This window comes from Solitalea koreensis (assembly GCF_900182575.1).
Taxonomy (GTDB): Bacteria; Bacteroidota; Bacteroidia; order Sphingobacteriales; family Sphingobacteriaceae; genus Solitalea; species Solitalea koreensis.
Map to the genome: position 1 here is coordinate 289,695 of NZ_FXSZ01000002.1, position 21,457 is coordinate 311,151.

At 36.0% G+C, this 21,457-nt stretch carries 23 protein-coding genes; 11 read left to right on the forward strand and 12 right to left on the reverse strand.

Annotated elements, in window-relative coordinates; genetic code table 11:
* Positions 1-15 precede the first annotated feature (15 nt).
* The 6 genes from FN756_RS04345 to FN756_RS04370 all read right to left on the reverse strand — a co-directional run bounded on the left by FN756_RS04345 (position 16) and on the right by FN756_RS04370 (position 6,386).
* Positions 16-966 carry a glycosyltransferase family 2 protein gene (locus FN756_RS04345; RefSeq protein ID WP_142601796.1) on the reverse strand — a complete coding sequence of 317 codons (951 nt, stop codon included), beginning with the start codon at positions 964-966 and terminating at the stop codon, positions 16-18.
* Positions 967-1,088: 122 nt separating this feature from the next.
* The gene (locus tag FN756_RS04350) at positions 1,089-1,571 is read right to left on the reverse strand and encodes a DUF4199 domain-containing protein (protein ID WP_142601798.1); all 483 of its coding nucleotides are present in this window, start codon (positions 1,569-1,571) and stop codon (positions 1,089-1,091) included.
* A gap of 39 nt (positions 1,572-1,610) precedes the next feature.
* Entirely contained in the window at positions 1,611-2,147 is a 537-nt protein-coding gene (locus FN756_RS04355) for a DUF4199 domain-containing protein (protein ID WP_142601800.1), read from the reverse strand.
* A 29-nt stretch (positions 2,148-2,176) separates the two neighbouring features.
* Complete coding sequence (locus FN756_RS04360; RefSeq protein ID WP_142601801.1) at positions 2,177-2,905, reverse strand: hypothetical protein; 729 nt, start codon at positions 2,903-2,905, stop codon at positions 2,177-2,179.
* Positions 2,906-2,991: 86 nt separating this feature from the next.
* Positions 2,992-4,263, reverse strand: a complete 1,272-nt coding sequence (locus FN756_RS04365; RefSeq protein WP_142601803.1) for a dihydroorotase — start codon at positions 4,261-4,263, stop codon at positions 2,992-2,994.
* 44 nt (positions 4,264-4,307) lie between these two features.
* On the reverse strand, positions 4,308-6,386 hold the full coding sequence (locus tag FN756_RS04370; protein ID WP_142601805.1) for a BatA domain-containing protein: 2,079 nt from the start codon (positions 6,384-6,386) through the stop codon (positions 4,308-4,310).
* 317 nt (positions 6,387-6,703) lie between these two features.
* Between FN756_RS04370 and hisG the strand changes: the two genes are divergently transcribed.
* The 9 genes from hisG to FN756_RS04415 all read left to right on the forward strand — a co-directional run bounded on the left by hisG (position 6,704) and on the right by FN756_RS04415 (position 14,794).
* Entirely contained in the window at positions 6,704-7,558 is an 855-nt protein-coding gene (gene hisG / locus FN756_RS04375; RefSeq protein WP_142601806.1) for an ATP phosphoribosyltransferase, read from the forward strand.
* Positions 7,559-7,651: 93 nt separating this feature from the next.
* A complete protein-coding gene (hisD, locus tag FN756_RS04380) occupies positions 7,652-8,941 on the forward strand; it encodes a histidinol dehydrogenase (RefSeq protein WP_142601808.1) in 1,290 nt (429 codons plus the stop codon).
* A gap of 24 nt (positions 8,942-8,965) precedes the next feature.
* Positions 8,966-10,012, forward strand: coding sequence for a histidinol-phosphate transaminase (gene hisC / locus FN756_RS04385; protein ID WP_142601809.1), 1,047 nt, complete (start codon positions 8,966-8,968; stop codon positions 10,010-10,012).
* Positions 10,009-11,145 carry a bifunctional histidinol-phosphatase/imidazoleglycerol-phosphate dehydratase HisB gene (hisB, locus tag FN756_RS04390; RefSeq protein ID WP_142601811.1) on the forward strand — a complete coding sequence of 379 codons (1,137 nt, stop codon included), beginning with the start codon at positions 10,009-10,011 and terminating at the stop codon, positions 11,143-11,145. Before hisC ends, hisB begins: the two co-directional genes overlap by 4 nt.
* A complete protein-coding gene (hisH, locus tag FN756_RS04395; RefSeq protein WP_142601813.1) occupies positions 11,146-11,733 on the forward strand; it encodes an imidazole glycerol phosphate synthase subunit HisH in 588 nt (195 codons plus the stop codon).
* Between the two features lie 25 nt (positions 11,734-11,758).
* On the forward strand, positions 11,759-12,508 hold the full coding sequence (locus FN756_RS04400) for a 1-(5-phosphoribosyl)-5-[(5-phosphoribosylamino)methylideneamino]imidazole-4-carboxamide isomerase (protein WP_142601815.1): 750 nt from the start codon (positions 11,759-11,761) through the stop codon (positions 12,506-12,508).
* An 11-nt stretch (positions 12,509-12,519) separates the two neighbouring features.
* Positions 12,520-13,275 carry an imidazole glycerol phosphate synthase subunit HisF gene (gene hisF / locus FN756_RS04405; RefSeq protein ID WP_142601817.1) on the forward strand — a complete coding sequence of 252 codons (756 nt, stop codon included), beginning with the start codon at positions 12,520-12,522 and terminating at the stop codon, positions 13,273-13,275.
* A 2-nt stretch (positions 13,276-13,277) separates the two neighbouring features.
* On the forward strand, positions 13,278-13,868 hold the full coding sequence (gene hisIE, locus FN756_RS04410; RefSeq protein WP_142601819.1) for a bifunctional phosphoribosyl-AMP cyclohydrolase/phosphoribosyl-ATP diphosphatase HisIE: 591 nt from the start codon (positions 13,278-13,280) through the stop codon (positions 13,866-13,868).
* A 20-nt stretch (positions 13,869-13,888) separates the two neighbouring features.
* Positions 13,889-14,794, forward strand: coding sequence for a WD40 repeat domain-containing protein (locus FN756_RS04415; RefSeq protein WP_142601821.1), 906 nt, complete (start codon positions 13,889-13,891; stop codon positions 14,792-14,794).
* On the opposite strand, the gene FN756_RS04420 is transcribed toward FN756_RS04415, so the two are convergent.
* A complete protein-coding gene (locus FN756_RS04420; RefSeq protein ID WP_142601823.1) occupies positions 14,791-15,618 on the reverse strand; it encodes a C40 family peptidase in 828 nt (275 codons plus the stop codon). The genes FN756_RS04415 and FN756_RS04420 overlap by 4 nt on opposite strands.
* Before the next feature lie 116 nt (positions 15,619-15,734).
* Between FN756_RS04420 and FN756_RS04425 the strand changes: the two genes are divergently transcribed.
* A complete protein-coding gene (locus FN756_RS04425) occupies positions 15,735-16,043 on the forward strand; it encodes a hypothetical protein (RefSeq protein ID WP_142601824.1) in 309 nt (102 codons plus the stop codon).
* A gap of 57 nt (positions 16,044-16,100) precedes the next feature.
* Here FN756_RS04425 and FN756_RS04430 read toward each other — a convergent pair whose 3' ends face one another.
* From FN756_RS04430 to FN756_RS04440, 3 genes are all read right to left on the reverse strand, one after another.
* A complete protein-coding gene (locus FN756_RS04430) occupies positions 16,101-17,015 on the reverse strand; it encodes a Ppx/GppA phosphatase family protein (RefSeq protein WP_142601826.1) in 915 nt (304 codons plus the stop codon).
* A gap of 22 nt (positions 17,016-17,037) precedes the next feature.
* Positions 17,038-19,095 carry a polyphosphate kinase 1 gene (ppk1, locus tag FN756_RS04435; protein WP_142601828.1) on the reverse strand — a complete coding sequence of 686 codons (2,058 nt, stop codon included), beginning with the start codon at positions 19,093-19,095 and terminating at the stop codon, positions 17,038-17,040.
* 160 nt (positions 19,096-19,255) lie between these two features.
* Complete coding sequence (locus FN756_RS04440) at positions 19,256-19,744, reverse strand: hypothetical protein (RefSeq protein ID WP_185955172.1); 489 nt, start codon at positions 19,742-19,744, stop codon at positions 19,256-19,258.
* Positions 19,745-19,828: 84 nt separating this feature from the next.
* Here FN756_RS04440 and FN756_RS04445 point away from each other — a divergent pair, with 84 nt between their 5' ends.
* Positions 19,829-20,320, forward strand: coding sequence for a YajQ family cyclic di-GMP-binding protein (locus FN756_RS04445; protein ID WP_142601831.1), 492 nt, complete (start codon positions 19,829-19,831; stop codon positions 20,318-20,320).
* Positions 20,321-20,325: 5 nt separating this feature from the next.
* Here FN756_RS04445 and FN756_RS04450 read toward each other — a convergent pair whose 3' ends face one another.
* Both FN756_RS04450 and FN756_RS04455 read right to left on the reverse strand, forming a co-directional pair.
* Positions 20,326-20,862: a hypothetical protein gene (locus FN756_RS04450; protein WP_142601833.1), complete on the reverse strand. Its 537-nt coding sequence runs from the start codon at positions 20,860-20,862 to the stop codon at positions 20,326-20,328.
* A gap of 76 nt (positions 20,863-20,938) precedes the next feature.
* The gene (locus FN756_RS04455) at positions 20,939-21,385 is read right to left on the reverse strand and encodes an Hsp20/alpha crystallin family protein (protein WP_142601835.1); all 447 of its coding nucleotides are present in this window, start codon (positions 21,383-21,385) and stop codon (positions 20,939-20,941) included.
* Positions 21,386-21,457 lie beyond the last annotated feature (72 nt).

The window sequence follows — 21,457 nt, forward strand, 5'->3', positions numbered from 1 at the left end:
CTATGAACAGAAAAACTAAACTTCTTTTTCTATTTGGTAAACATTACGTTCAGGTGAATTTCTGGCAATTAATTCGGCCAAAAATCCGGTTAGAAACAATTGAAAACCTATTACGATTGCAATCAATGAAATGTAAAACAACGGATTATTGGTTACATCACGATACGTTTCATGTCGGGCAATTGCAACCAGCTTATCGATCAATAACCATAAAGTCATGACAAAGCCGATCATAAAACTCAAAACACCCATTGCTCCAAAAAAGTGCATCGGACGTTTCGAAAATTTGCCCACAAAGAAAATAGAAAGCAAATCGAGGAAACCGTTCATGAAACGGCTCATTCCAAACTTTGTGGTTCCATATTGACGGGCGCGGTGTTCAACTACCTGCTCGCCAATCTTTTTAAAGCCTGCCCATTTTGCTATTACAGGCACGTAACGATGCATTTCACCGTACACTTCAATGCTTTTGACCACATCACTACGGTAGGCTTTTAATCCGCAGTTAAAATCATTTAACTGAATACCCGACATCCTACGAGTAGCAGCATTGAAAAATTTAGTAGGTATGGTTTTAGTAATCGGATCGTAACGTTTCTTTTTCCAACCTGAAACTAAATCATATCCTTCTTTTACAATCTTATTATACAAACCAGGAATTTCATCAGGACTATCCTGTAAATCGGCATCCATGGTAATTACAACTCTTCCTTGAGCAGCTTCAAAGCCTACATTTAAGGCAGCTGATTTACCATAATTACGACGGAATTTTACACCCCGTACATTTTCATTCTTTGCCTCTAACTCTTCAATGACCTTCCAGGTACGATCCGTACTTCCATCATCAATAAAAAGAACTTCATAAGAAAAGTTGTTTTCCTGCATCACGCGTGCGATCCAAGCTTCTAATTCAGGCAATGATTCATCTTCGTTATAAGAAGGTACTACTATTGAAATGTCTTTCATTAAATTCTGTTAGTAAAATATTCCTTGTAGGATTCATTAGGAGAAAACATCTCCTTTAAACCTTAAATAAAAAATCCTGCCTCTTTTTAAGGCAGGACAAAAATATCAATATTTCTGTTACTTTACTTTTGTTGTTTATTAAGAATTACCGCAACGATAATTGAAAAAATAAAACCGACAATTAAAGTAAATAGAATTATAAAAACAACAGCTGAATTTGGATTTCTATCACCTAAATTAATCCACTCAGCCATCATTACTTTCGTATTCGAAAGATGAACAGAGGTAGCATAAATGTAATAATTCAGGCCCAGCAAGAAACCGGCAATACCACAACTTAATACCCCTAATGCCATTGCTTTTGAAAAAGCAATGGTTCCATCTAATTTATGATCTCTAAAAATCTTAACTCCGAAATACACTAAAGCAAAAAACACCAAATAGTTAATATGGAATTTTCCTATTGTTAACCTGATATGGGTTATGTATTCCATCATGTGAACAAATCCGATAACCATAGCAATGTAAAACCCTATTAATATAGCACGGGGTAAAATCGGATTATAGGATTTTGGAGAGTCATCCATAACAAAAAAGTCCTGCATTTATGCTTGCAGGACTTAAATATAAGAGTTCTTGGTGAGTTAATGACTATCAAACATTGGTTTTTCTTTTTTCAAAACTGAAGCAAGAAGTAATGAAATAATAAAACCAGAAAAGATTGCAACAGGAACAATAGTTGTGGCCATCATAGCCGGAGTCATGAATGATGCGCTCATTTTAATTGCCTGTTCAACTTGATCTGGAGCCATACCTTTATCCAGCATTTTTTTCTCCTGCATTGCCATGATTTTGCTAATCATTTCAGGATCAATAAATTTAAGTTGAATAAAAGTATAAATGGCTGATAGTATACCACCCACCGCTGAAATAAGTGTACCACAACCCAAAGCCCGACTGTAACTTATAAAACCAGCCAAGTCATTTTCACGATGATGCTGGATGCCAAACCATATAGCAGCAATGTAAATTGCATATTGAATGTAATGCACTTTTGAATCAAGTGGCATTCCAAGCATATACATTATTAATGAAAAAATAATAACCCCCAATCCCATATACAGACCATAAGTTATGGCTGTTTTCATTGGAGATACATTCGGTTGAATATCTTGTTCCATAGATTGTACTTGTCCCCTTAATTTTCTACCTATTTGATATTTACCGGTAATTCATCAATACCGTAATTATAAGCAAGTATGGCAAAGAGTACTGAGGTGTCAAAAGGTTTGTTATTGGCACTTTGAATGTATTCCTGCAATTCTTCAAGCGTAGGATCAGTTTCATTAAAGAAACTCATTAAAGGATAAAACTCATCTTTCAAAGCAGCATTATCGTTTAAACTTGCAGCTACTCGAGCAATTTCCGGATAAGTGCTTTCCATCAGCATTTGGTTCGCAATTACGTCTTCATAGATCTCTAATTCTTCCTGAAACTCCTCTTCTTCGATCAATAAAAACTCTTTTAAATAATCGGTAAGTTCTGGTTCGATTTCTTCATCCTCACATTCCTGCAGGTATAAAAATAAATTAAGTAATTCTGTCCCGCGATCAATCGTTTCATCTTCAATTTTCATCCACTCAGGTGATTCCAGGTAATCTTCCTGCAGTTTTTTGGCATCGGAATTAAAGAAATTGATGAGCAGTAAGTCGAACGTCACCTCACGCAGATTTGCAAATTCAGGATGACCATCAAACACTTCATCCATCGCATTCATTTTGGCTTTGAAACCAACTTCGGCATTAAATACATTTTCCAACTGTTGGTAAAACACTTTGCCTGTACCATCAAGAGTAAACTCATTTTCCAATTTACCTGATTTTCCAATGCTGTAACCTGCTACCGCAGCCTCCAACGCCTGTTGAACTTGTTGATCCATTTTACTTTTTAGATATAAGATGTGCGTATTGAGAAATGAGATTTAAAAATTTGATAAATATAGCCTATCTCTATTTGTGATACACATTACGCTATACTCTTTATGAATTGATTATTATTAATAACTGCAAAGGCTTTACCTTTTAGCTGTTTACCAATGAAAGGTGTATTTTTTGACCTTGACTTTATATTCGATTCGGATAAAGTCCATTCATGATCGGTATCAAAGATGGTTAAATTAGCTTTGGATTGTTCAGAAATGGCAGGAACCTCTAATCCTAAAATTTCTCTCGGACTTATTGCCAGCGTATACACCATTTTTTCCAAAGACAATACTTTTTCACAGCTCATGTTTAATAGTGGAAAAACCGTTTCCAATCCGGTTATACCATAAGAAGCTACTTCAAACTCTACTTCTTTAAATTCAATTTCATGAGGAGTATGCTGAGAAACGACCGCATCGATGGTTCCATCTTTCAACCCGTCTTTCAGCGCTTTAATATCCTTTTTATCACGTAACGGAGGTTTAACCTTAAAATTACTATCGAAACCTTCCAAAACGCTATCATCAAGTAATAAATGATGTGCGGCTACGTCGGCTGTAATTTGTAATCCTTTTTTACGCGCGGCCTTAATCTGACTCACTGCGCCTGCCGTTGAAACGGTAGTAAAATGAAGTTTGGATCCGGTGTATTCTGCTAAATAAATATCACGGGCTACCATCAACTCTTCTGCAAGATTTGGAATACCTTTCATGCCTAATAAAGTTGAAGTAGGCCCCTCGTTCATTTTTGCTTTATCGGCAATTGCCGCATCTTCAGCATATGAAATAATTAGTCCGCCAAAAGCGCTCGCGTATTGCAATGAACGCATCATTAAGCCGGCATCTTGAATTGGCTTATTACCATCCGAAAAAGCCACGGCACCTGATTGTGTCATGTCAAACATTTCAGAAATATCTTTTCCTTCACGTTTTTGGCTTATAGTACCAATTGGCAATACATCGACAAGCTTTCCTTTTGCCCGGTTTTTCACGTATTCAATTTCTGATTTAGAATGTAAAGGCGGATTGGTGTTTGGCATCAGAGCTACGGCAGTAAAACCACCTGCAGCTGCAGCTGCGCAGCCAGTATCAACATCTTCCTTGGTTTCTAAACCTGGATCACCGAAGGTTACATTCATATCCATCCATCCCGGAGAAATATACTGGCCCGCTGCATCATATACTTCTACACCACTTTTCTCAATTCCTTTCCCAATTTTTACAACCACGCCTTTTTCGATGAGTAAATCGAGTACTTGTCCATTAAATGTGGAATTAGGATCAACGATAGTAGCAGATTTTATTAATAAGTTCATTAAATGGTCAGTAATTAATATGTTAAAAGTTAAAGATCATAGCATTAGACCTTGTCCATTACATTTTGTTCTTTTATAGAGAATTCAGCAATACTTGATTTCCAAAAGCGAATTAAAAGTATTTCCAGCGCTAAAAAAATCAAACACAAAATAACGCAATATTTCCATAGCCTTATACCTGAATTTTCTTCTTGAATTACTTTTCCAACCGCTTCGGTTGGTGTGTTTAAAAGCGATATCTTTTTTTGAGAAAGAATTTTGTCAAGATCACCATCCGAATAATAACTTAAATCAGATTCTGAACGGTCAAAGTTAAAACCAAATACTGCTAATTCTTGATTTCCATTCAAAAATTGATAAATACCCTCCTTTTTCACCTGATCATCGATATACAAATTCGTACTCGATTCATTATTTCGAACATCCGGAATGAATTCCAACTGCTTATTTTTAAACTTATAATTATTGCTTACAGAAGGTGGAAGCTTTGCTGTTTCAATGGTAGAAGTTTGACCAATAACATAATATAAAGGGTGTCGACTGCTGCTTAACATCGCTACCTTATACATCATCGGAACAAAAACCGCATGTCGGGGAAGGTTGGTTAAACTATCATCAAGCGGAACAGAAGAAAGGTATAATTTCCCACTAGCAATTCTGTACTTACTGATAAGACTTTGATTTCCTTGCAAACGCATAAGTGTTTCACGGTTGGTGCGAACCACATTATCCATTGTATAATATCGCTTTACTTTAGGCCAATCCGGATTGTGAGGGATATTTTCAAATACTCCGTTAAAAACATCAGCCTGTAAATTCACTAGATCAACTTTATTTTCAATGTAATTTAGCTTCCCATAACGGTCAACACCTACTGATAGTAGAAAATCGTTATAGCTTTTTAAATCAGAGCCTAAACCCGGAAAAATCATTACGCTTCCACCGGCTTCAAGATATTTTTTTAGTTGTTGCGCTAAACCACCTGAAAGCGTTTTTAGTTGATCGAGTACAATCAATTTTTGTTGTGGTATTAGGGAATAATCAATCTTGTTTTCTTCATTATTACTCAGTGAAAAGTAATCATCACTACGGTAAACAGCATTGATATATGGATTTGTTGCATTTCCGCTAATGGTTAGCACATTTACTTTGTCATCAATTTTATAACTGAAATAAAGCTTATCATCAAATGTTATAGGGTAGTCTGAAATCTGAACTTCCCCCTTTTGCCAACCGCTTGATGAAGTTTTGTATGAAAGCGTGTCAATGGCTGATGCTCTCGCCTTTACTTTTACATTTCCGATTGCTTTTTGCTCCCCGTTTAGCAATAATTTAACAGGAACACTTTCTGCATCCTGATCTGTAAAGTTTCTGAGTTGCACTACCAAGGTTTCTGTTTCGCCTGGTTTATGAATGGGTGAGATGAACCAAACACTATCAACAGAAACATTAACTGTATGAGCACCTGTCACTGGTAAGGCGGTAATACGGATCGTTGAATCAGAACGTAACTTTTCAGAATCAATTGTATTTAATTGAAAATCAGAAATTAAATAAACTGACTTTAAACCATTACCTGAAGTACTTAATAAATCTTTCTGACGGGCAATAATTTCATCCATCCGATGCTTATTAGGGCTAATCATCACTTCATCCAGAAAATTATTAAAGGTTTCCTTATCTACTAAACGCTGATGTTTTCCTTCAAAGTCGTTCGTTAGTAATTGAAATCGATCATTTAAACCCGCTGAAGTTGCTATACTTTTGGCTTTTCGTTTAGCTTCATCCAATAAACAACCTTCAGCATTCCGGGCATCCATACTGTACGAATTATCAACATAAATGCTATATATATGATTCTTCCCAGCCTGTGAAGTTTGATTTTTAGGAATAAAGGGTTGAGCAAAAGCAAGTACAAGAAATAATACCGAGAGTATGCGGGATGCTAAAATGAGTAAATGTTTAAGCTTTGACCGGGAATTCGTTTGATGTTTAATTTCCTTAAGAAAACGCACATTGGTGAATTCAACACGTTTAAATTTTCTGAAATTAAACAAATGAACTATGATCGGAATCGCGATTCCGGCGAGTGCATAAAGAAATGAAGGATAGAGGAAATTCATTGAAAACCAAAAATAAGTTTTATAAGCACTAACACAAAACTGAATTGAGAAGATACAACTTTAAACTATTACTTTTTTTTTCAGATAAATTAGAAATAATATTTGTTTTATTAAAATTGAAGTTATTTCTTTGCATCAATGACCTCATTAAAACATATCGCGTTGCATCATCGTCCCCATCATCATGGGCACCATCATCATTGTGCCTAAGCGCAACGCTAGTTTTAGTATCAATCTACACTAAATAATCATACAAAAAACATTTTCCGGCGTCTGCAAGGTTTTACTAAGCAGGCAAAACTATTTTTAATTTTCTAATGAAAACATTAAAGATTGCAATCCAGAAATCTGGAAGACTTAACGAAAAATCGGTTGAACTTTTAAAGAAAAGCGGCTTAACCTTTGAAAATTATAAAAGTTCACTCATTACCACGGTGAATAATTTCCCTCTTGAAATTCTTTTTCTACGAGATGATGATATTCCGGAATACGTACAAGATGGCATTGCCGATTTAGGCATTGTTGGTGAAAATGTAATCATGGAAAAGAACGTAAAAGAGATCACGTACCTGCAAAAACTGGGTTTTGGAAAATGTTCATTGAAACTAGCTATAGCCAATAATAGTGATATTAAAGAACTAAGTGATTTAAACGGCAAATCAATTGCCACCTCCTACCCGGTTATTCTCGATAAGTTTCTGAAAGAAAGTAAAATTAATGCGGAAATTCGTGAAATCAGCGGCTCTGTTGAGATCTCTACCAACTTAGGTTTAAGCGACGCTATTTTTGATATTGTGTCAACCGGTGGAACATTGAAAAGCAATGGTTTAAAGCCTTTTGCCGATGTAATGAAATCAGAAGCTGTACTGATTGGCAAAAACGGAATCGCCGAGCATCAGCACGTTATCGACCTGCTTCAGCGCATACAAAGTGTGCTTCGCGCTGAACAAACAAAGTACGTCGTGATGAATGTTTCAAAAGCAAACTTACCTGAAGTTTTAAATCTTTTACCAGGTATTAAAAGCCCTACAGTAGTTCCATTGGCTGATTCAGAATGGGTGGCTATACATACAGTCATTCCTGAAAAAGATTTTTGGGATAAAATTAATCGCCTAAAAACTGCAGGAGCTCAGGGAATTGTAGTAATGCCAATTGAGAAAATAATATTATAAATAATGATGGAATGTTGAATGATAGAATGAGTGATTAAATCACACAAACATTCAGTCATTCGCTCATTCTCAAATTCAATCATTGGAGTAAAAATGCTTAAAAAATACAATTATAAAGACCTTGGTAGCGAACAGATTAGGTTACTGGTAACTCGTAATGCTGATAATGCTAACGAGATTGGAGCAAGGGTTGAATCAATCATTGAACGTGTTAAATCAGAAGGTGATAAAGCACTATTTTCTTACTCTGAACAATTTGATAAAGTATCTCTGAATAAGTTATTTATTGAATTTGATGAGATTGAAAAACTGGCCTCAAAAATCGATGAGTCTGAACAAAAAGCCTTAGAAAAGGCCTATTATAATATTCATAAGTTTCACTTGGCTCAAATTAGTGAAGAAGCGAAGGTAGAAACAACACCCGGAGTTACCTGCTGGCGTGAAACCAGAGCGATTGAAAAAGTGGGCTTATATGTTCCCGGAGGTTCAGCCGTGTTGCCAAGTACCTTTTTAATGCTCGGGATTCCGGCAAAAATCGCCGGTTGCAAAGAAATCGTGGTTTGTTCTCCGCCTCAAAAAAATGGAAGTATCAATGGCTATATTGCCTATTGTGCACTGATGCTTGGCATTAAACGGATTTATTTAATAGGTGGTGCGCAGGCTGTAGCAGCCATGGCGCTCGGAACTGAAAGCATTCCGAAAGTGGATAAAATATTCGGACCGGGTAATCAATATGTCACCAAAGCTAAAACCATAATTCAAAGCACAACCGATACAGCTATTGATATGCCTGCAGGACCCTCGGAGGTGTTGGTAATTGCTGATGAAACTACAAATCCTGCCTTTATTGCGGCCGACCTTTTAGCCCAAGCTGAACACGGCACTGATAGTCAGGCAATTTTGGTTTCTACCAGCAATAAAATCGTTGAAGAAACAATTATAGAATTAGAAAAGCAGTTAACACTTCTTCCTCGCGCTGAAATTGCGGCCAAAGCGATTGCAAATTCGTATGCTATTATCACTGAAAATGTAGACGAAGCCATGCAATTCAGCAATGAATATGCCCCGGAACACCTCATCATACAAACAAAAGACTGGGAACAGCTGGTTAAAAAAATTACAAATGCAGGTTCTGTTTTCCTGGGAGAATATACGCCTGAATCAGCCGGTGATTATGCATCAGGAACCAACCACACCCTGCCAACTTCAGGATTTGCCCGCTCCTATTCAGGAGTTTCCTTGGAATCGTTTCTAAAGAAAATCACTTTTCAGCATATCAGCAAAGCCGGAATCAAAAACCTGGGACCAACTGTTGAGACTTTAGCAGAACTCGAAGGATTGAAGGCACACGCAAACGCAGTAGCAATTAGAATGAGGGATTAACTTATGACCATTGAACCAACAAAAATGAACATACAAGATCTTTTAAGAGAAAATATAAAAAACTTAACTCCGTATTCATCGGCTCGTGATGAGTTTCAGGGGGAAGCAAGTATTTATCTGGATGCCAATGAAAACAGTTTCGGTTCTCCTTTGGAAACCGCTTTTAACCGTTACCCAGATCCACTTCAACTAGAATTAAAGAAGAAGCTAACTACCATAAAAGGTGTTCCAGCTCAAAACATTTTTATTGGAAATGGTTCTGATGAGGCCATTGATATTTTGTTTCGTGCCTTTTGCAGGCCAGGAATTGACAATGTAGTTACCGTACCTCCAACCTATGGCATGTACGAGGTTTCAGCCAATATTAATGATGTTGAGATTCGGAAAGTAAATCTTTTGCCAAACTATCAGTTGAACCTCGAAGGTATCGCTGAGGCTATCGATAAAAATACGAAACTAATTTTCATTTGTTCACCGAATAACCCTACCGGTAATTCCATCAACCGTGAAGACATTGAAACCATATTGGCCAATTTTCATGGAATCGTCGTGATTGATGAAGCTTATATCAATTTCTCCAGACAAAAAACATTCATTCAGGAACTTACTGAATACTCGAACCTGGTGGTATTACAAACCATGAGCAAAGCCTGGGGTTTAGCCGCTTTACGTGTGGGTATGGCTTACGCTTGCGAAGAAATCATCGAGATCTTCAATAAAGTAAAACCTCCATACAACATCAACAGAGCGTCACAAGAACTTGCTTTAAAAGCCCTTGATAATATCGATCAGGTAAATCAATGGATTCGTGAAACAGTAGCGGAACGCAATAAGCTGGCAAAATCACTAACCGAAATAACAATTGTTGAACAAGTTTATCCCTCTGATGCCAACTTCTTACTTGTTAAGATCAAGTATGCCGATTATCTATATAACTTTTTGGTTGATAAAGGAATAATTGTTCGTAATCGTTCAAAAGTGACACTTTGCGAGAGTTGCCTACGCATAACAGTAGGAACTCCTGATGAAAACAAAATATTGATTAATGCTATTAAAGAGTTTGTAATATGAAACGCGTCCTTTTTATTGACCGAGACGGAACTTTAGTCACTGAACCCGCCGATGAACAAGTCGATAGTTTTGAGAAACTGGAATTTTATCCAAAGGCTTTTGAGTTCATGGGCAAAATTGCTCGTGAATTAGATTTTGAACTTGTAATGGTTACCAATCAAGATGGATTAGGCACCGCTTCTCTTCCTGAAGAAATATTCTGGCCGATACAAAATTTCATTATTAAAGCGTTCGAAAACGAAGGCGTAAAATTCGATAGTGTATTCATCGATAAAACCTTTGCAAAAGACAATGCGCCGACCCGTAAACCCAATACAGGATTACTAACCCAGTTTTTTGATGCGGATAAATATGATCTGGCTGGTTCGTTCGTTTTAGGCGATCGTATTACGGATGTTATGCTTGCTAAAAACTTAGGCAGCAAAGCAATCTGGATGAATGAAGACAGAGGCTTAGGTGATTCGGAAATCAGCCATAAAGCCGAAGAACTTCGCGAGTATATTTCATTAGAAACTACCGATTGGGCCCAAATTTACGAGTTTCTAAAGTTAGGGCAGCGTTCGGTAAAGCATGAACGCAAAACCAAAGAAACCGACATTACAATCGAAATTAACCTTGATGGAACCGGAAACGCTGACATTTCAACTGGAATTCATTTTTTCGATCATATGCTTGAGCAAATTGCCCGTCACGGCAGTTTAGACCTGAAGATTAAAACGATCGGTGATCTTCACATCGACGAACATCATACGATTGAAGACACCGGGATTGCTTTAGGCGAAGCTTTTGCTAAAGTACTTACTGATAAGCGTGGAATGGAACGTTATGGTTTTTGCCTTCCGATGGATGATTGCCTAGCTCAGGTAGCAATTGATTTCGGCGGTCGTAACTGGATAATCTGGAATGCAGAGTTTAATCGTGAAAAAGTCGGTGAAATGCCAACTGAAATGTTTTTTCATTTCTTTAAATCATTTTCTGATGCATCACACAGCAATCTGAATATTAAAGCCGAAGGTCAAAATGAACATCATAAAATCGAGGCCATTTTCAAAGCCTTTGCAAAAGCCATTAAAATGGCGGTAAAACGTGATGCAAGTAATTTAGCACTTCCAAGTACTAAAGGAGTTTTATAAATGATTGGAATAATTAATTACGGTGCAGGAAATATTTTTTCATTACAAAGTGCACTAGATCGCTTAGGTCTGAGTTATAAAATTATTGAAAGTGTATCCGATTTTGATAGCTGTGACCGTTATATAATACCGGGAGTAGGACATGCTGCTCCTGCTATGAAAAAGCTAAACAGTACCGGATTAGTACCACTCATAAAGCAAACCAACAAGCCAGTTTTAGGAATTTGCTTGGGCATGCAATTGCTAGCTTCGTTTTCTGAAGAAGGAAATACCGACCTATTAAACTTAATTTCTATGAAAGTATTAAAGTTTAATGATAGTAAACTTAAAATACCTCACATAGGATGGAATAAAGTCAATCCGACTGAAAAAGAAACCATTTTTAAAAACATTCCTGACGAAAGTTATTTCTACTTTGTTCACTCCTATTATCTGCAGCATATACCTGCTTATACACTGGCTAGAACTGAATATGGTTTGACTTATGCTTCATCCATAAAAAAAAATAACTACTTTGGAGTACAATTTCATCCTGAAAAATCAGGTAAAGTAGGAGAATTGCTCTTAAAAAACTTTTCAGAGTTATAATTATTTAACCTTAAAAAAGAAAAACATGTACGTTATACCAGCTATTGACATTTTAGACAAAAAAGTAGTCCGCTTACGTGAAGGAAAGTACGACGATAAAACTGTTTATAATGTTAGTTTGGAAGAAATGTTAGAAAAATACATTTCTTATGGTACCAATTTCATTCATATTATTGATTTAAATGGTGCAAAAGGTGACTTTAGTAATCAGCAATATGTACTTGAAGCTGTTAAAAAATTGGATATTAAAGTACAGTACGGTGGTGGAATCCGGAGCATTAACAAAGTTAAAGAACTCTTAGCCCTAGGTTTTCATCGGGTAATTGTAGGAACCCAGGCTATTACAGATCCAACTTTTTTAGAAAAATTGAGTAAAGAAGTTTGTGGACAAATTCAGTGTTCCGATCAGGTTGTAATCGCAATTGATGTGTTGGACGAAGTAATCAAATACTCCGGTTGGATGGAGTCTTCTCCTGTTAAATTAATGGATTACATCGATCGCTGTACAAACCTTGGATTCTTCCGCTTCTTATGTACTGATATTGATAAAGATGGAAAACTCGCTGGTAGTGGCGTTGAACTTTATAAAAAACTGTTAGATCACAAACCTTTCATTAAACTAATTGCTTCTGGAGGAGTAAGTTCGATCAAGGATCTGGAAGATTTAAAACAGATTAAGTGTGAATCAGCGGTGGTAGGTAAAGCAATTTACGAAGGAAAAGTTACCGTTGAAGAAATTAAACAGTGGAACCTTCAATCTCTGGCGGCTCTATAACAAACCATTAAATGCTTGCAAAAAGAATTATCCCCTGTCTGGATGTTAAAGACGGCAGAACAGTAAAAGGAGTAAATTTTGTTGAATTGAGAGATGCCGGTGATCCGGTGGAATTAGCCATTCAATATTCAGAACAAGGCGCCGACGAACTCGTTTTTCTAGATATCACGGCTACTCACGAACGGAGAAAGACACTGGTCGAATTGGTGAAAAATATTGCCAGAAACATAAACATTCCGTTTACCATTGGTGGTGGAATTAATGAACTTTCTGATGCTGATCTATTACTGAATGCAGGAGCTGACAAAGTTTCCATCAACTCAGCCGCAATTCGTAATCCCGATTTAATTGACGAATTTGCCAACGGCTTCGGCAATCAGTTTATTGTAGTTGCAATCGACACAAAGCATATATCAAATAAGAACATTGTTCACCTTAACGGTGGCCGAGTAGCTACTGATCTTCACACCGAAGATTGGGTTAAAGAAGTCGAAGGGCGTGGCGCCGGAGAAATCCTTTTAACTAGTATGGATCATGACGGCACGAAAGCTGGTTTTGACTGTAATTTATTAAGCAAGATAAACTCCCAACTAAGTATTCCTTTGATTGCATCGGGCGGTGCCGGCAATATGCATCATTTTTCTGAAGTATTTGAACGCACAAATGTAGATGCTGCATTAGCAGCTTCTGTTTTTCATTATGGTGAAATTCTTATACCCGATTTAAAACAAGAATTAAAAAATAAAGGAATAGAGGTTAGAATTTAGTTATGACGATTGACTTTAAAAAAGACATAAACGGACTAGTTCCGGTAGTGATACAAGATAACCAAACACTTGAAGTATTGATGTTGGGTTACATGAATGCTGAGGCATACGAAAAAACTAAAGCGGAAAAACGAGTTACTTTTTTCTCCCGTTCAAAAAATCGCTTATGGACTAAAGGTGAAGAAAGCGGTAATTTTCTGAATGTAATCAGTATTGCTGAAGATTGTGATAATGATACCATCTTGATTAAAGCCTTTCCGGTTGGCCCAACATGTCACACTGGCTCACGTTCTTGTTTCAATACCGAATACAATCAAAACTTCATTTTTGAGTTAGAGAATATTATAAAGGACCGATTCGAAAATCCTGCTGAAAACTCATATGTAAACAAATTGCGTCAAAAAGGCTTAAATAAAATCGCGCAGAAAGTTGGTGAAGAAGGTGTTGAAACAGTGATTGCTGCCTTAAATGAAACGCAGGAAGATTTAATCAATGAAGCCTCCGATCTTGTTTTTCACCTCATCGTTTTATTACGTGAAAAGGGGTTAACCTTAAATGACATTGCAAAGAATTTAGAATCAAGACATAAATAGTCTTCTTGATATAGATACCAATGGAAGTTAAACGTTTAGCCGTACTGCCCGGCCACCAGAATCCAATTTTCACGATCGAAACCTCTCAAAAACCTCATCTTTTTTTTACAGGTGGCAATGATCTGGGCGTTGTGGAATGGAGCCTGAAAACAATGAACGTTGTTAAAGTACTTATTCCTGTTAAAAGCTCGGTTTATGCGCTTCATGCACCTTCAGGTAAGAATATAATCGTAGTGGGTGAACGCAGCGGAAAGTTATCAGTTTTCGATTTCAACGAACAAAAAGTTGTTGCAATTCTCACTAAACATGAAAAACCCATTTTTGACATCAAATCGTCAAATGTCTTAAACCAAATATATGCTGCATCAGAAGATGGAATCCTTTCTATCTGGTCGATGAAGGATTATTCCTTGATTTACTCCTTTAAAGTTTCCGATCAACCGCTCAGAACAATTGCCATAAGTCCTGACGAAAAACACATGGCTTTAGGTGGCAAAGATAATATCATCCGGATTTATGACATGGATGATTTTAGTCTGATTCAGGAGATGGAAGGTCATACGTTACCTGTTTTTTCATTGCAATTTTCTCCGGATGGTAAACTGTTGTTTTCAGGTTCGCGAGATGCTCAGTTGAAAATCTGGGAAACTGATAATTACCAATTAAAGCAGAACATTCCAGCACATATGTATGCTATCAATGATATAGCTTTTCATCCTACCCTACCATTTTTTGCAACGGCAAGTATGGACAAAAGCATTAAAATCTGGGGTACTGATGACCTTAAGCTATATAAGAAGATTGATCTTACCAAAACTGAAAGTCATTCTAAATCAGTAAATAAGCTGGCATGGAGCACGTTCAATGATAGCTTAATTTCTGTTAGTGATGATAAAATGGTGATGGTATGGGCAGTTACTTTCTAAAGCACTCTCTTTATTACTCTTAGTTGGTGAGTATATTCCTGGAGCACAGAATTAAAAATACCATTATGATCAATCTGATCAATCCGAACTTTACCGGAAGCATGAATAATTTGATGATTATTCAGCATGATACCAACATGGGTAATTCGTCCTTCAGCATTATCAAAAAATGCCAAATCGCCGAGTTTTGCTTCGTGAACAAAGTTTACCAACTCACCCTGTTCAGCTTGTTGATAAGCGTCACGCTTCAATTTAACGCCTAATACCTTAAAGCAAATTTGAGTATATCCAGAGCAATCAATACCTAGAATTGATCTTCCACCCCATAAATAAGGTGCATTCAAAAACATTTTAAAAAGACTTTCCGAGCTTTCAGTAGCAGGATCCTCTGCTATATGAGCTTTTCCTTTTAGGTAATACTTCTCATCGTGTACAAATACCGAATCACCATTAAAAAAAGGAAGATTTGAGCCTGGTGATAAGTAATGTGAATGCCCTAAGGCATTGGTAAGGAAGTCAAAAGGTGAGGTAGAAAGATAAACGGGTTCTTTTTTTAATACCTCAAACTCCTGCCGATTCATCGGTTGAAATTGTTTATTATCAATCCAACCTTCATAATCATCATAGCTAATCTTAATCCTTGACCACTTTTCAGTTTGTTCTAAAATCCGAAAATGCTCGCCAAACAGCAATTGGCTAATCATCTCACTTTTATCACTGGCTTCTGCCCGAACCGGTACACAACTCAGATTGCAAATCCCGTACAAATCTGTTAGTTGATCCTGCAGAATCAGCTCATGTTCCATGATTTTTTGGTCAATCATCAATTTATACTTAAAAACAAAATATGGAGAGTAAAAATAAAAGATTTCTTTTTCATTTGAATAAAAAATTTGCTTCCATTTATTATTAAATTTAGATACTTAAAAACCTATAAATCATGATCCTAATTAGAAATATTTTCCAACTTAAGTTTGGAAAAGCTCGGGAAGCCAAGGAAATTTGGAATGAAGGTAAAAACACTGTGGAAGGATTTACTAAAATGAATTATCGTGTTTTATTCGATTTGGTGGGCGATTCCTACACGATGGTGCTGGAGGTTACAGCTGACAATTTAAGCGCGTTTGAACAACAAATGCAATCAAATGTCGGTACTGACGCCTGGAGAAACTGGTATCAGAAATTCATACCTCTTTGCGAATCCGGACGAAGAGAAATATTCACTATTGTTGAAGAAAATAAACTTTAAGATAAGCATTAACCAGTATACAACAAACGACTGATAATTAATCAGTCGTTTGTTGTATTAAAGCGATTCTGTTCGTTCACTTATTGAAACCACTTTGGGGTAGTTTTTCTCAATAAGTAAATGGATAAGTCCATCCACTAAACCAACTTTGGGCACAAACATTTGTTTAATCCCCGCCCAACGCATTATCGTAAGGTATATTTCTGAAGCAGGAATGATTACATCCGCTCTATCTTCTTTTAAACCCAATACATTTATACGGTCTTTTAAAGAGAAAGAGTTTAAATAATCATACAAGGCTTTAAGCTTTGCAAAGGTTAAAGCCACTCCTTCCTTTTCCCCGGAGATTTTAAATAATTTATTGATATTTCCTCCGGTACCAATTCCTTGTATGTTTTTATAATTTTTGGTAAGAGTTTTAATAAAAGATTTTAATTCATTCCAGGTTTCTTCGGTATCCTGATTATCGAGCATGCGGATAGTTCCTATATTAAACGAATTGGAATCGATCAGCAAACCGTTAGCAAAAACTGAAACTTCGGTGCTGCCTCCACCAACATCAATATACAAATAAACGCGCCGTGAGTCGAGGTGCTTTTCGATATGGCTTGAATATATGATGTTAGCTTCACGTTTTCCATCGACTATTTCCAAATCAATATTTGCTTCATTTTTTATGCGCATAACGATGTCACTTCCATTTTGAGCTTCCCGCATGGCAGAAGTTGCACAAGCCGTGTAATCCCGTACCTTATACACATCCATCAAGTTTCTGAAGGCCGACATAGATTTGACCAAATCATTTGCTTTTCGTTCAGAAATGTATTTGTCAAGAAATGCATCATCGCCTAAACGAATCGGAACCCGAACCAACGAGTTTTTCTTAAATGAAATTTCTTCATTAATTTCCACCATATCTGCTATAAGCAATCTTACAGCGTTGGAACCAATATCAATAGCAGCGTATCTCACAATTTATTATGTTTTTAATTGTTTAATTCATTTTCTTCAAATAATTATAGATATCTACCTGAGACCTAACATTTTGATCGCCTGCAATCTCTTTATAGTGATTATCCTGTAAATCATTTATGACGCGAGCTTTAGTGTTATCTTTTAGCTGTATGTTAATTATATCTTTAATAATCTTTTTACTTTCCCTATCAATTACCGGAAATGCAACTTCCACCCTGTTATCAAGGTTTCGATTCATTAAATCTCCGGAGGATAAATAAATAAGTTCTTTGCCATTATTACCAAAAATATACACCCTGGCATGTTCCAAAAACTTGTCAATAATACTGATTACCGATATATTTTCACTGTACCCTTTAAGTCCTGGAACTAAACAACATATACCCCTAATGATCAATTTTATCTTCACTCCGGCCTGACTCGCTTCATACAGTTTAGTAATCATTTTTTCATCTACCAAACTATTCATCTTAAGAATCATATAAGCCTTTGTTCCTTTCTTGGCATTGGATATTTCTTTATCTATAAGTCGTGTTAATTTCTTTCTTAGTTCAAGAGGAGCAACCAATAACATTTTATGGGAAGTTGCCACATAACCATGCTCTAAATCATTGAATAAATTTTCGAGGTCTTGAGTAATTTTAACATTAGCTGTAAAATAACTGTGATCTGCATAAACATTAGCCGTTTTTTCATTAAAATTTCCAGTTGCAAGATTTGCATAGTGAACAATCTTATTCTTTTCCTTTCGACTGACCAGACAAATTTTAGAATGAACCTTTAATTGAGCAATTCCATATAACACCCGTATGCCTTCTTCTTCCAACTTTTGAGTCCAAAAAATATTATTTTCTTCATCAAACCTGGCTTTTAATTCCAGTAAAACCAACACATTTTTACCGTTTCTAGCCGCATTTATTAAAGCATTTATTATGCGCGAGTTTTGTGCCAATCGGTACAATGTAATTTTAATCGAAGTTACCATAGGATCAATGGCCGCTTCTCTTAAAAAATGAATTACATAATCGAATGACTGATAAGGAAAACTTAGTAAGTAATTCTTTTTTGCGATAGCATTGAGCATACTCTCATGAAGGTTAATTCCCTTCATACCCAATGGTGCAATTCGCGAATATTCAAGCTCTCTACCTCCTACATTAGGAAAATCCATAAAATCTTTGAAGCTTTTATACTTCCCTCCCGGAATCAGATAACTTGTTTTCAAACCCATTTTACGAACGAAATAGGTTAATAAATTATCAGGCATTGATGCATCGTATACGAAACGAACAGGAACACCTTTTTTTCGCTGTTTTAAACTTTTGGAAATGTTATCAACGAGATTACCTGAATCATCAATTTCTATATCCATCTCTGAATCACGCGTGAGCTTAATTGTATACGAATCATATTGATCGTATTTAAAAATTGAAAAAATATCATCCAAACAATAACGAACTACGTCATCAAGCAGAATAATATATTTTAAATTTCCCGTTTCAGGCAATACAATAAATCGAGTATGCACATTGGTTGGTAATTCAATCAAGGCCTTTTGTGACTTCAAGCTTCCATCGCTCTTTGAAAGAATAACAAACAAATAGATTGATTCCTCTTTTAGTTCAGGAAATCCATTGGGGCCATCTAAAATAATAGGTACCAACGTTGAAAGGATTTTATCTTGAAAATACTTACGGACAAACTGGCCTCTGGACACATTCAGTTGTTTATCAGTTAGCATAAATATCCTTTCTTCTGCTAACTCGGGAATGATCCGATTATTGAATATATCCTCAAAACGTTCCTGCTGTTTTTTTACAATTTCATGTATTTCAATTAGTGTTTTTCGAATGTTAAAATTAGGATATAATTTTGAACCTCCTTTCAATTTCAACAACCTGTTTAAGGTTGCTACCCTTACTCTAAAAAACTCCTCTAGATTTGACGAAAAAATAGCTAAAAATCGAATTCGTTCAATAAGAGGCACAGTCGGATCACAGGCTTCTTGAAGAACTCTATCATTGAAGGAGAGCCAACTTATTTCACGATTTTTTAGTGGTATTTTCTTTTTAAACATTAATATAATTTACTCAAAAAACGGTAGTAATGAGCTTCTCATCCCAACGTTAAAAAAAAATAAAAATAGTTCCATTTATACTATTCGGAACTATTTTACAGATTAGGTTATTGTTAATTTATGGTTAATACGGGTGAAATTTAAAACAAAAAAGATACAGTTATTTTGTTCCTTCAGTTGGCTTGTCGCCTTTAGAAGTACTATTCTTTTTTTTAGAAGTAATTGGAGAGGCCTTTATTGAAGTCCCTGTTGTTTTTTTATTAGTTGAAATAGGTTTAGGTGTTACGTTATCTGATACATTTTTAACCACAGCAGGTAAAACTCCGGCTTTAATAATAGATTTCTCCTCTTTTTTCTCTTGCGTTCCGGTAATTTCTTTAACCCGTGCAACAACTTTTGTAGCCTTCATTTTAGAAATTTCAGGCTTAGGGGCTGCAATGGATTGCTGAACACTCGATTCTTTCTCAGTCGCTTTAGAAGCTTTTATGACACTTTTGGCAATCTTTTTACTTGCATCCCGTATCGTTTCAGAGACTTTTTTTGCATCAACATTACTAAGGTCCTTAAGCGCCTCTTTGATTTTTAACGCTATATTTGTTTCCAAAATTTTCTTTGAAGACTTTTTTACTTCTTTTTTTGAGGGAGTCATATCAGTAGTAAAATTAAAAATGCATCTACATTTACTTATTATCAGGTAATTTAATATTAAATAATCTTTATTAAAAACATAATTATGCCATCATTTGATATTGTAAGCAAAGTCGACGGACAAACACTCGATAATGCCATCAACAACGCCAAAAAAGAAATTATAAATCGTTATGATTTTCATGATTCAAAAACTGAAATCGATCTCGATAAAAAAACAAATACAATTAATATTCTTACAGAGAATGACATGCGCGTGAAAGCCATTCAGGATGTAATTATTTCAAGAATGATCAAACAACATTTGGATGCCAATTGCCTTGATTTTGGTAAAGATGAGTACGCCTCAGGCAATATGGTTCGTAAAGAGATAAAGGTAAAGGAAGGTATAGATAAAGAAGTTGCGAAGAAAATTGTAAAAAAGATTAAAGATAGCGGTGAAAAAGTTCAAGCCTCTATTATGGATGAACAAGTTCGGGTACAAGGCAAAAAGATTGATGATTTACAGTCAGTAATTTCATTGCTGAGAGCTGAAGATTTTGGACAGCCCTTACAATTTATTAATATGCGTTCGTAGTGAGGCTATAACCCCACTACGAAACCTACCCGAAGTAAAGGATTTTGGTAAGGAGAATTTGAAACTTCGTTAACATTATATAATAACAAAATATCAAGAGCTGAACGTGGCCCGACGCGCTGACGAAGTCCTCCCCCTAAATAAACGTTGTTTAAAGCTCTTCTACTTGAAACTGTAACTTTGTTAGCAAATGCTGACGATTGAACACTTAAGTACTCATACTCAGCCTGTAGAATAATTGGTTTCCACACATTGTAATTAGCAAAAGTACGAGCTCCGTAATTGCTATACCCATAACCTCTATTGCTCAAATACTGGTAAGTGATACCGACACCTATACCTAAATGAGGCACAACCTTATAACCAACCATTGGTGAAAGATCAATAAAAGTATAAGTACCAAATTGAAGCCCAATATTACCTCCATAAAATATCTTACTTTCACGTGGAGGTTTATCTTCATTTACCAGCGTTGAATCTTCTTGAGCCAGTGAAGAAAGACTGGAAAACACGGCGATAATGATTACAAATAATTTTTTCATAGACTCAAATGTAAATAAAAAAAACGATGACAAAAGCCATCGTTTTTAACTGCAAAAAGTCCCACTAACTCCCTACTTATGAAATCTTTATTTGTTTAGGCTTTCCTTGAGCCTCTGCTTTTTTAGGAATATTCAGATGAAGTACACCATCAATGTATTCAGCCGAAATAGCATCATGATCTACCGATTCAGGTAGATTAAATGAACGCATAAATGAAGAAAAACTAAATTCGCGACGGTGATAATTTTTAGTCTCTTCGGTAATTTCATTTTCCTTATCTGCAGAGATGGTCAATGTGTTCTTTTCAAGATCGATTTTAAAATCATCCTTTTTGAGTCCGGGTGCAGCTAATTCAACAGTAAAACCATTAGCTGATTCAATTACGTTTACGGCCGGTGAAATATTCTTCGGCTGAATCAAGCCTCCATTAAATAGACTATCGAAAATATCATTAAACATTGGAGCAAATGGGCTTACTCGTTCAATTTGTTTCGCTGGTGCATTCCATTTAATAACTGTCATTTTTATATCCTCCTATTTTTTTATTTTATTATGATGACAGCTATATATCAATGGTTATACCATGAGAAAAAA

What these genes read in the sequence shown, in the direction of transcription:
- FN756_RS04365 (WP_142601803.1), bottom strand. Translation starts at nt 4,263, where the DNA reads ATGAACTTATTAATAAAATCTGCTACTATCGTTGATCCTAATTCCACA.
- FN756_RS04440 (WP_185955172.1), bottom strand. Translation starts at nt 19,744, where the DNA reads ATGACTCCCTCAAAAAAAGAAGTAAAAAAGTCTTCAAAGAAAATTTTG.
- hisC (WP_142601809.1), top strand. Translation starts at nt 8,966, where the DNA reads ATGAACATACAAGATCTTTTAAGAGAAAATATAAAAAACTTAACTCCG.
- hisH (WP_142601813.1), top strand. Translation starts at nt 11,146, where the DNA reads ATGATTGGAATAATTAATTACGGTGCAGGAAATATTTTTTCATTACAA.
- hisF (WP_142601817.1), top strand. Translation starts at nt 12,520, where the DNA reads ATGCTTGCAAAAAGAATTATCCCCTGTCTGGATGTTAAAGACGGCAGA.
- hisG (WP_142601806.1), top strand. Translation starts at nt 6,704, where the DNA reads ATGAAAACATTAAAGATTGCAATCCAGAAATCTGGAAGACTTAACGAA.
- FN756_RS04425 (WP_142601824.1), top strand. Translation starts at nt 15,735, where the DNA reads ATGATCCTAATTAGAAATATTTTCCAACTTAAGTTTGGAAAAGCTCGG.
- FN756_RS04370 (WP_142601805.1), bottom strand. Translation starts at nt 6,386, where the DNA reads ATGAATTTCCTCTATCCTTCATTTCTTTATGCACTCGCCGGAATCGCG.
- FN756_RS04450 (WP_142601833.1), bottom strand. Translation starts at nt 20,862, where the DNA reads ATGAAAAAATTATTTGTAATCATTATCGCCGTGTTTTCCAGTCTTTCT.
- hisIE (WP_142601819.1), top strand. Translation starts at nt 13,278, where the DNA reads ATGACGATTGACTTTAAAAAAGACATAAACGGACTAGTTCCGGTAGTG.
- hisB (WP_142601811.1), top strand. Translation starts at nt 10,009, where the DNA reads ATGAAACGCGTCCTTTTTATTGACCGAGACGGAACTTTAGTCACTGAA.
- FN756_RS04360 (WP_142601801.1), bottom strand. Translation starts at nt 2,905, where the DNA reads ATGGATCAACAAGTTCAACAGGCGTTGGAGGCTGCGGTAGCAGGTTAC.
- FN756_RS04355 (WP_142601800.1), bottom strand. Translation starts at nt 2,147, where the DNA reads ATGGAACAAGATATTCAACCGAATGTATCTCCAATGAAAACAGCCATA.
- FN756_RS04400 (WP_142601815.1), top strand. Translation starts at nt 11,759, where the DNA reads ATGTACGTTATACCAGCTATTGACATTTTAGACAAAAAAGTAGTCCGC.
- FN756_RS04415 (WP_142601821.1), top strand. Translation starts at nt 13,889, where the DNA reads ATGGAAGTTAAACGTTTAGCCGTACTGCCCGGCCACCAGAATCCAATT.
- FN756_RS04445 (WP_142601831.1), top strand. Translation starts at nt 19,829, where the DNA reads ATGCCATCATTTGATATTGTAAGCAAAGTCGACGGACAAACACTCGAT.
- ppk1 (WP_142601828.1), bottom strand. Translation starts at nt 19,095, where the DNA reads ATGTTTAAAAAGAAAATACCACTAAAAAATCGTGAAATAAGTTGGCTC.
- FN756_RS04350 (WP_142601798.1), bottom strand. Translation starts at nt 1,571, where the DNA reads ATGCAGGACTTTTTTGTTATGGATGACTCTCCAAAATCCTATAATCCG.
- FN756_RS04455 (WP_142601835.1), bottom strand. Translation starts at nt 21,385, where the DNA reads ATGACAGTTATTAAATGGAATGCACCAGCGAAACAAATTGAACGAGTA.
- hisD (WP_142601808.1), top strand. Translation starts at nt 7,652, where the DNA reads ATGCTTAAAAAATACAATTATAAAGACCTTGGTAGCGAACAGATTAGG.
- FN756_RS04345 (WP_142601796.1), bottom strand. Translation starts at nt 966, where the DNA reads ATGAAAGACATTTCAATAGTAGTACCTTCTTATAACGAAGATGAATCA.
- FN756_RS04420 (WP_142601823.1), bottom strand. Translation starts at nt 15,618, where the DNA reads ATGATTGACCAAAAAATCATGGAACATGAGCTGATTCTGCAGGATCAA.